This is a genomic window from Neolewinella marina (genome assembly GCF_002631205.1).
In the GTDB taxonomy this organism is placed as follows: Bacteria; Bacteroidota; Bacteroidia; order Chitinophagales; family Saprospiraceae; genus Neolewinella; species Neolewinella marina.
The window spans coordinates 110,933-123,893 of record NZ_PDLO01000001.1 but is presented as its reverse complement, the minus strand read 5'-3'; the positions used below and the strand labels follow the sequence as shown (position 1 = coordinate 123,893).

The following is a 12,961-nucleotide window of genomic DNA, read 5'->3' as shown; positions in this document are numbered from 1 at the left end:
TGTTTAGCTTCCCTCGCCTATGTCCCACTGTCTACTCCGCTGCGCAGCCCTATTGCTTTTTCTAACGACTAGTATGGCACTCGGAGCCCAGAAGTACAGCAATGAGTTCCTGACCATCGGGGTCAGCGCCCGGGCCCACGGCATGGGCACGGCCGTGGTGGCCAGTCAGCAGGACGTTTACGCCGCCGCCTGGAACCCCGCCGGACTCGCCGGACTGGCACCGGAAGCGGGCCTGGAGGTTGGGGCCATGCACGCCGAGTGGTTCGGTGGCGTGGGCAACTACGACTACCTGGGCGTCACCCTGCCGCTGTCGAGCAAGAACCAGCGGCTGGGCCTGAGCCTCATCCGCTTCGGCATCGACCAGATCCCCAATACCCTGTCGCTCTACGAAGCCGACGGTACCATCAACTTCGACAACGTCACGGAATTCTCCGCGGCCGACTACGCCTTCCTCGGCTCCTACGCCCGCGCCTATATCCGGAGCAACGGCGTACTGCGGGTGGGCGGCAACGTGAAGGTCATCCACCGCAATATTGGCTCCTTCGCCAGCAGCTGGGGATTCGGGCTCGACCTGGGCGCTCAACTGATGCGCAACGATTGGACCTTCGCCCTCCTGGCCCGCGACGTAACCACCACCTTTAACGCCTGGTCGTTCTCCTTCACCGAGGCCGAACGCGAACAACTGGAACTTACCGATAACCTGGTGCCCATCAACAGCGTGGAGACCACGAATCCCACCGTCGTACTGGGCGTGGCCCGGGCCCTGCAGCTTACGCCACAGATCGGACTGACCGCGGAGTTCGACCTGATCGCCACCACCGACGGTAAACGCAATACCCTGGTGAGCGCCGACCCCGTCAGCCTGGATCCCGCCTTCGGCCTGGAAGCCGACTACGGAGACTTCGTATTCCTGCGGGCGGGGGTGAGTCAGTTGCAGCGTATCCGGGACTTTGGCGATTCTGAAGCCATCAATTCCCGGCCGGCCCTGGGCCTCGGCCTGAAAGTCGGACAGCTCTTCGTCGATTACGCCTACACCGACTTGGGAGACAATTCCGGGCGCTCTACCTACAGCCACATCGTGAGCCTGCGCCTCGGCATTAAACCGCGCTTAGTGCAGTAGGGAAGATGAATGAGGGTAGTACTGTTTAATCCGAGAGGGGGTGGCAGGTGTTACTCAGGGTGAAAATTGAAAGTATGATAGGCAAGGAAGTAATCTGCATCGACGCAAGTAACATCAGCCCGGAAATCCCCAACCACCCGGCGGAGGGCAAACTCTACACCGTCCGTAAGACCTTCAAGAACGAGAACGGCAAATGGGGCATCTACCTCCAGGAGGTGATCAACCCCCCGATCCGCTGTGCCGCCGTATGGGGTAAGTACAAGTTCGAGCCCAATTTTGCCGAGCGGCGGTTCACCGACCTGCTCGGCCAACCCCTTAACATCGAGGCCAAATTGCGTGAACTGGTGACCGCGGATCAAACGCCCTCCGTGACCAACAACTAGGAAAAGTCAGAGCGCACTTTAGTGGCCGCAATGATAAAAAAAGCCGCCCTTCAATCCGGAAGATCGAAGGGCGGCTTTTGTATGGGTGGAAGACCGGGTTCGAACCGGCGACCTCTGGAATCACAATCCAGCGCTCTAACCAACTGAGCTACAACCACCAGGTGGGACGGCTTTTTATCAAAGCGACGCAAAGGTAAAGCGTGCAAATTTATTGGAAAAGTCCCGGGGCATATTTATTCAGCAGCCGACCCATTTCTTCCTGCAGTTCCCGGGCGGCGCTTCCCGGGTCGTCGGCGTAGATGATGCCGCGGCTGCTGTTGACCAGCAGTCCTGCCTCATCGGTCATACCATGGCGGCAAACACCTTCCAGGTCGCCTCCCTGGGCACCGATGCCGGGAACCAGGAAGAAATGCTGGGGGGCGTGGCGCCGGAGTTCCGTAAACCGTTCGGCCTGGGTGGCGCCACAGACGAACATGAGCTGATCGGGGGTGCCCCATTCGGCTGCGCGGCGCATCACCTTGGCGAAGAGGGGGGGGCCGTCTTCCTGGGGGGTGTGCTGAAAGTCATGGCTGCCCGGATTGCTGGTCAGGGCCAGCAGAATGGTCCACTTGCCGGTATATTCCAGGAAGGGTTGAACAGAATCGGCGCCCATGTACGGGGCCACCGTGATGGCGTCGGCACCGAGGGTTTCAAAGGCAAAACGGGCGTAGTAGCGGCTGGTGTTGCCGATGTCGCCGCGCTTGGCGTCGGCGATGACCAGGTGTTGATCCCCGATGTAGGCAATGGTGTCGCGGAGGAGGTTGATCCCCTCCAGGCCCAGCGCTTCGTAAAAGGCCGTATTGGGCTTGTAGGCCACGCAGCTGTCCCGGGTAGCATCGATGATGTCCTGATTGAAGCGGAGAAGGTCTCCGCCGTAACTGGCCGGGATGCGGGCGGGGTCGGGGTCGAGGCCGACGCACAGAAAACTCTCTTTTTCCCGTATGTGGTGGACCAGCTGCTGTCTTGTCATTTTCGTGGTTTATCGGGCCACGAAGCTAAGTAATCTACTTGACGAACGAATAGTGGAGCGGTCGGAAGGCAGGTTCCACCCTGCGAAACGGATGGTGGGCCTGGATCTTGAACCGGATGCAGACATCCGGATAGGCCGATTTGAGCAATTCCTCCCAGAGGGAAGGCGTCACGTTGCGGTAGGCAATGGTGGTTGGGCCACTGTGGTAGGTCAGGTAAAGTACGTGTTTATCCCGGTCGTATCCTGCGTGGGACACCATCTCGCTGGTGTTCCCGAATGTGTGTTGTTGCATGATCTGAAAGTTAGGCGTGAAAGTATAACACAAGACTTGGAAGGCGCGTTCGCTCAGAAGATACAAAAAACAAAATAAAATATCGAAAAAGAGTATAATTACGCATAATATAATGTTTCGACATATATCCTTAACGGATGTCCGTAGGAATTTAACAGATGCGGGAATACGCTTCTCAATACAACCTGGCTAGGTTGGAATAAAACCGCGGGACAACAGTAAAATCAAGTAGTTCGGGACCCCGGGTAGTAGTAGCGGCCGACCTGGAAATAGGGCGGGCGCATGACCCGTTCGTTCCAGCGGGCATGCGGCGCGGGTCTTCTATCTTTAGGCCAAAATAAAATCTGAATGCAAGTATTAGACGGCAAGGCACTGGCCCAGACGATCAAGGAAGAACTTAAAGCAGAGGTAGATGCCATCCGCCAGGCCGGTGGAAAGATCCCGCATCTCGCGGCGGTGCTGGTGGGCGACGATCCGGCCAGCCAGGTGTACGTCCGCAACAAGGTGCGCAGCTGCGAAGAAGTTGGCTTCCGCAGCACCCTGATCCGCCGCCCCGCCACCATTACGCAGGAGGAATTATTATCCGTAGTGGAGGAGTTGAATGCGGACCCCGACGTGGACGGGTTTATCGTCCAGCTGCCCCTGCCGGGCCACCTGGATGAGGAGGCCATCAATCTGGCCATTCACCCCCGCAAGGACGTGGACGGGTTCACCCCCGTGAACGTGGGTCGGATGACCCTCGGATTGGAAGCCTACCTGCCGGCTACTCCGAATGGCATCATGGTATTGCTGGAGCGCTACGGGATTGAAACCAGTGGCAAGGAGGTCGTCGTGCTGGGGCGCTCCAACATCGTTGGCACCCCGATGACGATCCTGCTGAGCCGGAAAAGCAATCCTGGCAATGCCACGGTCACCCTCTGCCACAGCCGTACGAAAGACCTCGCTGAGCATTGCCGGCGGGCGGATATACTGGTAGCGGCCATCGGTATTCCGGAAATGGTCACCGCCGATATGGTCAAGGAAGGAGCGGTAATCGTGGACGTCGGAATCAACCGGGTGGAAGACGCCAGCCGCAAGCGCGGCTACCGCCTGGCGGGCGACGTCAACTACGACGACGTCAAGGGGAAGGTAAGCGCGATTACCCCCGTACCCGGTGGGGTAGGCCCCATGACGATCGTCAGTCTGATGATGAATACCCTGAAGGCGAGTAAGGTTAAATAATGCCTTTCTCGCCCAGGTAGCGTTCGGCGTCGAGGGCGGCCATACAGCCGGTCCCGGCCGCCGTGATGGCCTGGCGGTACACGTGGTCGGCGGCGTCACCGCTGACGAATACCCCTTCCACGTTGGTGTGGGTAGAATCCGGGCGGTGCCGCAGGTAGCCGGTATCGTCCATGTCCAGTACGCCCTTGAAGAGCTGGGTGTTGGGGATGTGGCCGATGGCGACGAAAAATCCCGCGATGGGAATTTCCGAGATCTCTCCGGTGACGTTGTTACGAACCCGCACGCCGGTCACTTCATCGGTACCCAGGATTTCTTCCGTTTCAGTGTTCCAGTAGACCTTGATGTTCTTTTGCTTCATCACCCGGTCCTGCATGATCTTGGAGGCACGCATTTCATCGCGGCGCACGAGCATGTGGACGGTAGGGCAGAGGTTGCTGAGGTAGAGCGCCTCTTCGCAGGCCGAGTCGCCGGCCCCCACGATGGCTACTTCCTTACCGCGGTAGAAGAATCCGTCACATACCGCACAGGCGCTCACGCCTTTGTTGGCCAGGCGCTGCTCGCTTTCCAGGCCGAGCCAGCGGGCACTGGCCCCGGTGGAAATGATGACGGAGTGGGCGGCAATCTCTTCGCCGCTTTCGGTATAGATCTTTTTGACGTCGCCGAGCAGGTCAACCCGTTGGATGAGCTCATACTTGATGGTGGTTCCAAACCGCTCGGCCTGTTTCTTCAGGTCTTCCATCATCTGGGGGCCCATGATGCCGTCGGGGTAGCCGGGAAAGTTCTCGACATCCGTAGTGATCATAAGCTGACCACCGGGTTCCTTGCCCGTGTACAATACGGGGCTGAGGTTGGCCCGTGCGGCGTAAATAGCCGCGGTATAGCCGGCCGGTCCGGAGCCAATGATGACGGTCTTCAGGGGTTCAGTTCCCATTATGTAACGGTTTTTTGGGGGGCAAAAGTAAAGGATTAAGCTAACACCCGTATCCCGCCGAGGTTGCATGCCTTTCTTCCTGGAACATGGCCGACCGGGCTAGGCGGGGTCCAGGAAAGATCCCATTTCGCGATACTGGCCCACGGGCAGGTCGCCGAGCTCGATGTGCATGATCCGTATGCGCTTCAGGGTAAGGACCCGGTACCCCAGCAACTCACACATCCGGCGAATTTGCCGGTTCAGGCCCTGGGTGAGCACGATGCGAAAGGCGCGCGGCCCGATGCGTTCCACCTCACAGGGGTTGGTCCGCGTGCCGAGGATGGGCAGCCCGCCGGCCATCTTGCGGACGAAGCGGTCCGTCACTGGCTGGTCGACCGTGACAATGTACTCCTTCTCGTGGTTGTTCTCCACCCTCAGTACCTCATTGACGATGTCCCCGTCATTGGTCAGCAGCAGCAGGCCGGTAGAGGCCTTGTCGAGCCGGCCGACCGGGAAGATGCGCTCCGGGTAATTGATGAAGTCGATGAGGTTATCCGGATCCTTCGGATCAGTGGTGCTCGTCACGCCGGCGGGCTTGTGAAAAGCCAGGTACACCGGGGGCGGGCGCCGACCAATGGGTTGGCCGTCCAGCGTTACCCGGTCACCTTCCTCCACCCGGTTGCCCTTCACGGCGATGGTGCCGTTGATGGCCAGCCGGCCCGCTTCAATCCAGCGATCGGCTTCCCGGCGCGAGCAGATTCCCGTTTCGGCTACGTACTTGTTGAGTGAAATAGAGTCCGGCATAGCCGCGAAATTACTCTCTGTCGTGAATACCTCCCGAATAGGTAGCGCAGTGTTCGCCGGGCGCTATCTTTGCGGCCGTAAAACCAGTACCCGTATGTCTTCCCACCTCGATTCCCTCGCGCCAGAAAGCCGCATCTGGATATACGGTGCCGAACGTGCCCTTACCAAAGCCGAAACCGACCGCGTAAGGACCCGCGCCCAGGAATTTGTCGCCCAGTGGGTAAGCCACAACCGCTCCCTTGCCGCCGCCGCCGATGTCCTCCACAACCGCTTCCTGGTATTGGCCGTCGACGAGTCCCAGGCCGAAGCCAGTGGTTGCAGCATCGACGGCAGCGTGCACTTCGTCAAGGAGCTCGGCGCGGAAATTGGCGTCGATTTCTTTAACCGCATGCGCTTTAGCTACCGCGACGAAGCCGGCAAGATCCATACCGTAGGGCGGGAGGAATTCAAGCTGCTTTACTCCCAGGGTCAGTTGTCCAACGATACCATTGTGTTTGACCCGCTGGTCAAGGAACTCGGGGAACTGCGGCAGATCTTCGAGCGGCCCCTGGAAGACAGCTGGCACAGCCGGATGGTATAGCGACGCAGCAGGGCGACGGGGATCAACAAGCGTCTGTAACCGTATATAATCGATTATATACGGATAATTGACGAGTAAACGATTCGGAGGCGCGCAACTTGGCAGGGTCAACAAAAACAGACCCATGCACGCTTTTCACAACCACGTACAACTCGTCGGCCGCTGCGGCCACGAGCCCGAACTTAAGGTTCTCACCGACGGTACCCACCTCCTTCAGTTACGCCTTTACCAGGATTCCCGCAACGAGGGCTACCCGCCAAACTCCTTTCGCCTCAAGGCCTGGAAGGGGGTAGCCCGCGCCATGCACCGACAAATTGGCCGGGGTGACCGACTGCTTGTCCAGGGCAAGTTGGTCAACCGTAGCTGGGAACAGCTGGGGCAGACGGTGTCCCGAACCGAAATCCACGTCAGCTACTTCTCGGTACTGGCCAACCGGGGACCACACAACGAAGGGCGGGAGCTACCTTTTTCTGACCTGATAACCGGCTGAGATGAATACCGTAACCCTGGTAGGCCGGGTGCCCACCGATCCGGTCTACCACTGCACCGAAAGGGGCATGGACCTTACCCGGATCCAGCTGCTGACCCGCGATAGGCGTGGACAAGCCCACTGCCACCACTGTCTGGCTTACGGTCCGGCGGCCCTGGCCCTCCACGAACACCTCGACGCCGGCAACCACTTGCTGATCCGGGGAGAACTGCTTTACAGGCCCCACCGAATCGGAGAGCGCACCGTCAGCCGACCCTACATCCTGGTACGGGGCTACAGCTTTCTCGACGTTGCCGTGAGGCACTCAATCAGTCGCGGGCGGCCAACCGCCGCGAGCGGAGGCGGGTAACCATGCTGATGAGCAGGCCGATCATCATGGACGTAGTGCCGAACCAGAACAGGGAAATTCCGGGGAACTCGATCGCCTGGAGGGTGATGTAGTCGGTGCGGTAGCTGCGGGGTGCCACCGCCACGGGAATGGTCGGAGCGGATTTCGGTTGGGCGTTCGCTACCCGCAGCGTGGCTTCATTGGTTTCCGGATTGAGGCTGACGAGGTGGGCGTACAGCCCCAGTTCGGTGATCTCATCCCGGACGCCGCTGGGCTGGTTGCCCCGGATCAGAAAGACCGGCTGCATGGTGAGCCCGGCGGACTCCAGCAGGGCACTGACGTAAATATCGCCGTCCTGGGGCTGGAAATGATTCACCTCAGGCTGGGAAATGAAGCGTTGGAAGGTCACTTCCCGGTCGCCTACGCGGAACCGTGAGCCGGGCTCGACGACGAATTCCCGGTACTCCAGGTCAGCGTCCTTGACCAGCAACTGATCGAAGATGCTTTCGTCGATCTTGACCCGCAGGGACATATCGTTGAGCTGGGCGGGGTAGTGGTACAGCAGGCCTTCGCGCAGGACAATGGCTACGTCCGCAATGGTATCGTGGTTGGCAATTCCGCCGGTCCGTACGGCCCGCACCTTGGCTCCCATGCCGATGTCACCGGGTTCGGGGGTATACTCCGGATGGGAGGGGTGGCGGCTGAAGTCCTCCAGCCCGATGGTGTAGGTATAGATGATGGAACGGTCGCGCTGGGGAATGTCGACGGTGTCCTGGAACTGGGATTGTTGTCCCCGTACCAGGGGCAAAACGCGGTACTGGAGGCTGTCCTCAGTCTGCTGGCGCACGGTGACGCTCTGCTCTTCTGGGGGCAGTCCCATGATGACGGTGAAGACGTCCCGGTTCCAGTAGTGCTTGGTGCTGGGATTGGTGATCGCGATCTTTTCGAATCCCTTGTCGTAGAGCACGTTGGGCTCCAGTTGGAATTCTTCCACCACCTCGCCGGCCTCGTTCATGCGCTGGTAGTCCATGAAGTAGCGGCGATTCATTCCCTCGATCGTATCTCCGGTGAATGTAACGATGTAGTCCTCCATCCCCAGGGGAATCCCTTCGTAGAGGCGGACCGTACTGCGGGCGAGCTGTTCGTCCTCCGTCAGTCCTTCCATCAGAAACTGGTTCTGGCTGATGATGCGCTTGTTGCCGGAGCTGGCCATGATGCCGATCAGCATGATGCCGAAACCCAGGTGGCTGACGACGCTGCCGGCAATCTTCGGGTCCTTGCGAACGAAGAAGAAGAGGTAGTCGATGTTTGCCCAGACGGCGAACCAGCCGGCGAACAACATCGCCTTGTAGGGCAGGGTGGGGGCCTCGATCCACAGCAAGGTGAGGTAAGTGAGCAGTCCGGCGCCGACCAGGGCCAGTCCGGTGTGGCGGGCAAACCACCGGAAGTGGTTGCTGAATTTCCTTTCCCGCCAGCGCAGGTACTGGGCCGCCCCGCTCAGGAGGCCGACGAAGATGCCGATCCAGATCTGGAAGCGGTTGTGGTGGGCTTCCGGATCGGTGAGGGTAAGCCCGTCGAAAACGGGGTCGAAGGCCTGGCGGATCTCATTGTACACCGGCAGGCTTGTCGATCCGGTGATGAGCACCGCCGACATGAACAGCGTCAGGCTGCCGATGAACATCCAGAATTCACGGCTGCTGGTGGATTCCTCCTTTTCCGGTACCGGAATGTGGCGCCACCGCCAGATGACCAGGCCCAGGCTCAGTACGAAATAGAATCCGAGGAAGAACAACAGCTGGGCCTCCAGTCCCATCTCCGTGAAGGCGTGGACGCTGGTGTCGCCCAGCACGCCGGAGCGGGTGAGGAAGGTGCTGTACACGATCAGCACGAAGGTGAACAAATAGAAAAGGTAGGTGGCGCGGATGCCCTGTCCGGTGGCCCGGCTGATAAGGTTTGTGTGGATGCCGGCCACCAGCATCAGCCAGGGTACGAGGCTGGTGTTCTCGACGGGGTCCCAAGCCCAATAGCCCCCGAAGTTCAGGGCTTCGTACGCCCAGGCGGCGCCCATCAGGATGCCAATGCCGAGGATTCCGGCACTGAACAGGCTCCACTTCAGTCCGGGGTTGAGCCACTCCTTGTGGCGGCCCGTCCACAGGCCGGCGACGGCGTAGGCGAAGGGCACGACGGTGCTGGCAAATCCGAGGAAAAGGGTGGGCGGGTGGATGGTCATCCAGTAGTTCTGCAGGCTGGGGTTGAGCCCGTTGCCGCGCAGCAGTTCCACGTAGTCCGCCTGCTGGAAGATGGGGGCATTGACCGTTTCCCGGAGCAGCAGCAGCGGATTGGAGCCCAGCTTCACGAGCAGGTCACCGAAACCGAAGTGGACCCCCAGTAGCATGGAAACAATGATGACCTGTACGGAACAGACCACCGCCATGACGGGCTTCTCCCAGCTGCGGGCCGTAACCATGAGCACGTAGCCCAGGATGACGTGCCAGAAACTCCAGAGCAGGAAACTGCCTTCTTGTCCTTCCCAGAAGGCGGAGAAAATGTAGCGTTGCTGCAGCTGTCCGTCGACGTGGGCCGTCACGTACTGGTACTCGTAGTACTGGTTGAGCATCGCGTAGAAGATGCAGCCGATCACGGTGAACACGGCCGCACCGTGCGCCAGGAAGCTGAGCTGACCCAGGCGCTGCCAGCTGCGGCTGCGCAGGACCTCCCCCCGGTACTGGGTGGCGAGGAAGTAGCTCACCATGCTCAGAATAGCGGCGAAGAAGGAGAGCAGAATGGCAAAGTGGCCGATGTAGCGGGGGCCGAGGTGCTCGTTTAAATACTGTATTTCTTCCATGCAGGGGTTAGCTCTCGGTGAGGTTCTTGATCATTTCCTCCTCATCCTTGTATTTGCTCGGGCACTTCATCTGGATGTCGCTCGCGATGAAGCGGTCATCCTGCATCCGGCCCGTGAGCACGATGCTCTCGCTCATCTCAAAATCCTGGGGCTTGCCCTTCAGCAGGATCACCTCCCGCTCGGTGCCGGTAAGGTCCTCGAGAAAAAAGCTGAAGTAGTTCGGGTCGGTCAGGGGGTCGTAGATGGTCGGCTTGTCCTTCACGTAGGTGCCCACCAACTGCACCTTGTCCCCACTCTCCGCCGCTTTGGTGAAGTTGGCGTATTCGGAGGTCGCATTGCCGGTTTGCAGCAGAAGGACGACGGCGATCACTACGAGAAGCACGGCCAGCAGATAGGACTTTTTCATTCTTGGAACGACTGATTTGACAAGGGTATACACGGAGCAAACGCTAAGGTAACCGGAGCGTTGTCGCGCTGGGTCAGGACAGGGTAAAATGGCAGGATTCGTCGCTTGTTTCGCCGTGCTCCCCAAAGGCTGGCGGGGCGGCAGTCCGGCCTCGAGAATTAGCCCGCAACATTCTGCGACTTTCCGTATTTTACTGCAAGCCGTTGTAAACTAAGGACCTATGCACTTTCGCTCCCTGCCTGCTCTCCTGGCGCTGTCGCTGTTTTTCCTGGCACCCGCGCTCGCCGCCCAGAGCAGCGTGAGTGAATTCCGGCTGGGAGGAAGTGCCGCCGTGCTAAACGATGAATGCATCCGGCTGACGCCGGCCACGCCCTACGTCTCCGGCTCGGCCTGGTTCCAGAACCCGATGGACCTGGAATACCCTTTCGAACTTACGGTGGACCTGGTGCTCGGCGAGAACGATGAATTGGGGGCGGACGGCATCGTTTTCGTCTTCCACCCCAATATGCAAACCGGCTACCGCGGCGAGGGCATGGGCTTTGCGGGACTGTATCCCTCCCTGGGCATTGAATTTGATACCTACCAGAACTTCCACCTTGGCGACCCCTCAGGGGATCACGTGGCCATCATGCCCCACGGGCAGGCCCACCACGCCCGCAGCATGGTGGGGCCGGTGGAGGTGCCCAACCTCGAGAACGGCGCGAAACGGCCCCTGACGATCAGCTGGCACCCGGGCAAGCATACGCTGGAGGTGCGCCTCGACGGACAGCTCCGGGCGAGCTATACCGGCGACATCGTGGCCGAGATCTTCGGCGGCAACAGCAAGGTGTACTGGGGCGCCACGGCCGCTACCGGCCGCAAGATCAATTACCAGGACGTTTGCATCCGCAAGCTTGTCTACGCCATGGTAGACTAGCGGCGCGCGCCTTCCGCCATTTTCCTCAGGTAGCGGTAGCGGGGCTCGGCGGCGAAGGGCTCGGCGCGGCTGTCGGCGTCCAGGATCATCACCCGGGGCGTTTCCCCCTCTTCCAGCGCCGGCCACTCCGGCAAATTCTCCCCGTTGGGGTTCCCACTTTTTACGAAGTTGGCCAAGTAGGTCAGCATGGTTGCGGCGGCGGCGTGATCGTCTTCTTCCCAGCTGTACTGGTCGGACAGCTCAAGGTTGTCCAGGAAGTACTCGATGTCGGTGGCGTGGGCCGCCCCGGGGGGTTCCTGCTGGCGGGTCTCTCCCTTCAGCGGCGGGCGGATCTGGTCGAAGCGGTAGCGGTAGACGGGCTGGTCGCTGTAGCGGCGTTGGAGGTCCGCCCAGTTCCAGGTGCCCAGCACGATCCACATGTCGGAGACCAGCTCGATGGCCGAAAGGGAGGGGCGGTCGGCGGGGTAGTACTTGACCAGTTCATCGGCGTTGCCGGGGTATTGCTCGGCCACCATCTTGCGGTAGGCCTCCGGGGTAGTGGGGAATTGTCCCCAGGGGCGCTCGGTGCTCGTCCATCCGGCCATCAGCGGGATCTGGGCCTGCTTGCGGTTACGGAAGGTGACGGTAGGTTCCTCCGTAATGAAATGGCCATCTACTACCACCGGTGGACCACCCAGGTTCCCGTATACGTAGGCTTCGTAGATGTCGCGGGTGGGAGCTTTGCGGAGTTCGGCGATCGCGGAGTAGCCGGTGGCTTCCAGGAATTTCTTGCCCCATTCCTCGCCCTCGGCCAGGGGAGGGACGGGCCGCTGGGGGTTCACCGCGGCTCCGCTTTGGCCGACGGCCCCGGCCAGCAGGTCGCGCGACAGGGGGGATACCATCTGCAGGCTCACCGACATCGAACCGGCGCTTTCCCCCGCGATGGTGATCCGCTGCGGGTCGCCGCCGAAAGCGGCAATGTTGTCCCGGACCCACTGCAGGGCGGCCGCCTGGTCCAGTAATCCGTAATTGCCCGAACTGCCTCGAGCCGATTCCGCGGTCAGTTCCGGGTGGGCCAGGAACCCGAATACGTTCAGGCGGTAGTTCGGGGTAACCACCACTACGCCCTCCTGCGCCAGCCGCTCACCGTCGTAGCGGCCCTCGTCGCCGGAGCCGGCACTGAAGCCGCCTCCGTAGAAGTACACCAGCACCGGCAGTCCAGACTCGCCTTTTTTTGCGGGGGTCCAGACGTTCAGGTACAGGCAGTCTTCACTCACCTCCGGGGAACGGAAGCGCATGTCGTCGTAGATGTAGCGTTGCACGGGGCGGGGACCAAATTCCTTGGCCGGGCGTACTCCTTCCCAGTCGGCTGCGGGCTGGGGCGGACGCCACCGCAGGTCACCTACCGGCGGGGCGGCAAAGGGAATGCCCAGGTAGCGCTGGACGCCGGTCCGGGTGCTGTAGTGTCCTTCAAGCACGCCGTTGGCTACCTCCGTCTGTACGGGGAAGCCGAAGTTGATTTCCTGGGCGCGGACGCGGGTGCCAAGGCCCAGGATTAGTAGCAAAAGGATAAGGTTGAGGGGGGTACGCATATCGACGGTTTGACTGCAGCCCAAGATAGGGTATGTCAGGGTGAGGCCCCTCCGGAATTAAACGCTGTAGAGCATCTCACTGGCGA

At 60.4% G+C, this 12,961-nt stretch carries 14 protein-coding genes and 1 tRNA gene; 7 read left to right on the top strand and 8 right to left on the bottom strand.

The window, feature by feature from the left end; translation table 11 throughout:
* Positions 1–19: 19 nt before the first annotated feature.
* Positions 20–1,120, top strand: a complete 1,101-nt coding sequence (locus CGL56_RS00465; RefSeq protein WP_187305558.1) for a putative type IX sorting system protein PorV2 — start codon at positions 20–22, stop codon at positions 1,118–1,120.
* Between the two features lie 74 nt (positions 1,121–1,194).
* A complete protein-coding gene (locus tag CGL56_RS00460) occupies positions 1,195–1,503 on the top strand; it encodes a hypothetical protein (RefSeq protein ID WP_099104540.1) in 309 nt (102 codons plus the stop codon).
* Between the two features lie 83 nt (positions 1,504–1,586).
* On the opposite strand, the gene CGL56_RS00455 is transcribed toward CGL56_RS00460, so the two are convergent.
* The 3 genes from CGL56_RS00455 to CGL56_RS00445 all read right to left on the bottom strand — a co-directional run bounded on the left by CGL56_RS00455 (position 1,587) and on the right by CGL56_RS00445 (position 2,804).
* Positions 1,587–1,662, bottom strand: a tRNA-His gene (locus CGL56_RS00455).
* Positions 1,663–1,711: 49 nt separating this feature from the next.
* A complete protein-coding gene (gene pyrF, locus CGL56_RS00450; RefSeq protein ID WP_099104539.1) occupies positions 1,712–2,512 on the bottom strand; it encodes an orotidine-5'-phosphate decarboxylase in 801 nt (266 codons plus the stop codon).
* Between the two features lie 34 nt (positions 2,513–2,546).
* Positions 2,547–2,804 carry a KTSC domain-containing protein gene (locus CGL56_RS00445; RefSeq protein WP_143470560.1) on the bottom strand — a complete coding sequence of 86 codons (258 nt, stop codon included), beginning with the start codon at positions 2,802–2,804 and terminating at the stop codon, positions 2,547–2,549.
* A gap of 348 nt (positions 2,805–3,152) precedes the next feature.
* Between CGL56_RS00445 and folD the strand changes: the two genes are divergently transcribed.
* Positions 3,153–4,025, top strand: a complete 873-nt coding sequence (gene folD, locus CGL56_RS00440; protein ID WP_099104537.1) for a bifunctional methylenetetrahydrofolate dehydrogenase/methenyltetrahydrofolate cyclohydrolase FolD — start codon at positions 3,153–3,155, stop codon at positions 4,023–4,025.
* Here folD and trxB read toward each other — a convergent pair.
* Positions 4,018–4,956 carry a thioredoxin-disulfide reductase gene (trxB, locus tag CGL56_RS00435; RefSeq protein WP_099104536.1) on the bottom strand — a complete coding sequence of 313 codons (939 nt, stop codon included), beginning with the start codon at positions 4,954–4,956 and terminating at the stop codon, positions 4,018–4,020. The genes folD and trxB overlap by 8 nt on opposite strands.
* Before the next feature lie 99 nt (positions 4,957–5,055).
* On the bottom strand, positions 5,056–5,739 hold the full coding sequence (locus tag CGL56_RS00430) for a pseudouridine synthase (RefSeq protein WP_099104535.1): 684 nt from the start codon (positions 5,737–5,739) through the stop codon (positions 5,056–5,058).
* A gap of 94 nt (positions 5,740–5,833) precedes the next feature.
* Between CGL56_RS00430 and CGL56_RS00425 the strand changes: the two genes are divergently transcribed.
* The 3 genes from CGL56_RS00425 to CGL56_RS00415 all read left to right on the top strand — a co-directional run bounded on the left by CGL56_RS00425 (position 5,834) and on the right by CGL56_RS00415 (position 7,158).
* Positions 5,834–6,319, top strand: coding sequence for a hypothetical protein (locus CGL56_RS00425; protein WP_099104534.1), 486 nt, complete (start codon positions 5,834–5,836; stop codon positions 6,317–6,319).
* Between the two features lie 124 nt (positions 6,320–6,443).
* Positions 6,444–6,809, top strand: coding sequence for a single-stranded DNA-binding protein (locus CGL56_RS00420; RefSeq protein ID WP_099104533.1), 366 nt, complete (start codon positions 6,444–6,446; stop codon positions 6,807–6,809).
* A 1-nt stretch (position 6,810) separates the two neighbouring features.
* Positions 6,811–7,158, top strand: a complete 348-nt coding sequence (locus CGL56_RS00415) for a single-stranded DNA-binding protein (RefSeq protein ID WP_099104532.1) — start codon at positions 6,811–6,813, stop codon at positions 7,156–7,158.
* On the opposite strand, the gene ccsA is transcribed toward CGL56_RS00415, so the two are convergent.
* Positions 7,118–9,982, bottom strand: coding sequence for a cytochrome c biogenesis protein CcsA (ccsA, locus tag CGL56_RS00410; protein ID WP_099104531.1), 2,865 nt, complete (start codon positions 9,980–9,982; stop codon positions 7,118–7,120). The genes CGL56_RS00415 and ccsA overlap by 41 nt on opposite strands.
* A gap of 7 nt (positions 9,983–9,989) precedes the next feature.
* Positions 9,990–10,388 carry a cytochrome c maturation protein CcmE domain-containing protein gene (locus CGL56_RS00405; protein ID WP_099104530.1) on the bottom strand — a complete coding sequence of 133 codons (399 nt, stop codon included), beginning with the start codon at positions 10,386–10,388 and terminating at the stop codon, positions 9,990–9,992.
* Between the two features lie 220 nt (positions 10,389–10,608).
* Here CGL56_RS00405 and CGL56_RS00400 point away from each other — a divergent pair, with 220 nt between their 5' ends.
* Positions 10,609–11,304: an L-type lectin-domain containing protein gene (locus tag CGL56_RS00400; RefSeq protein WP_099104529.1), complete on the top strand. Its 696-nt coding sequence runs from the start codon at positions 10,609–10,611 to the stop codon at positions 11,302–11,304.
* Here the strand turns inward: CGL56_RS00400 and CGL56_RS00395 are convergent.
* On the bottom strand, positions 11,301–12,875 hold the full coding sequence (locus CGL56_RS00395) for a carboxylesterase/lipase family protein (RefSeq protein ID WP_099104528.1): 1,575 nt from the start codon (positions 12,873–12,875) through the stop codon (positions 11,301–11,303). The genes CGL56_RS00400 and CGL56_RS00395 overlap by 4 nt on opposite strands.
* Between the last annotated feature and the right edge of the window lie 86 nt (positions 12,876–12,961).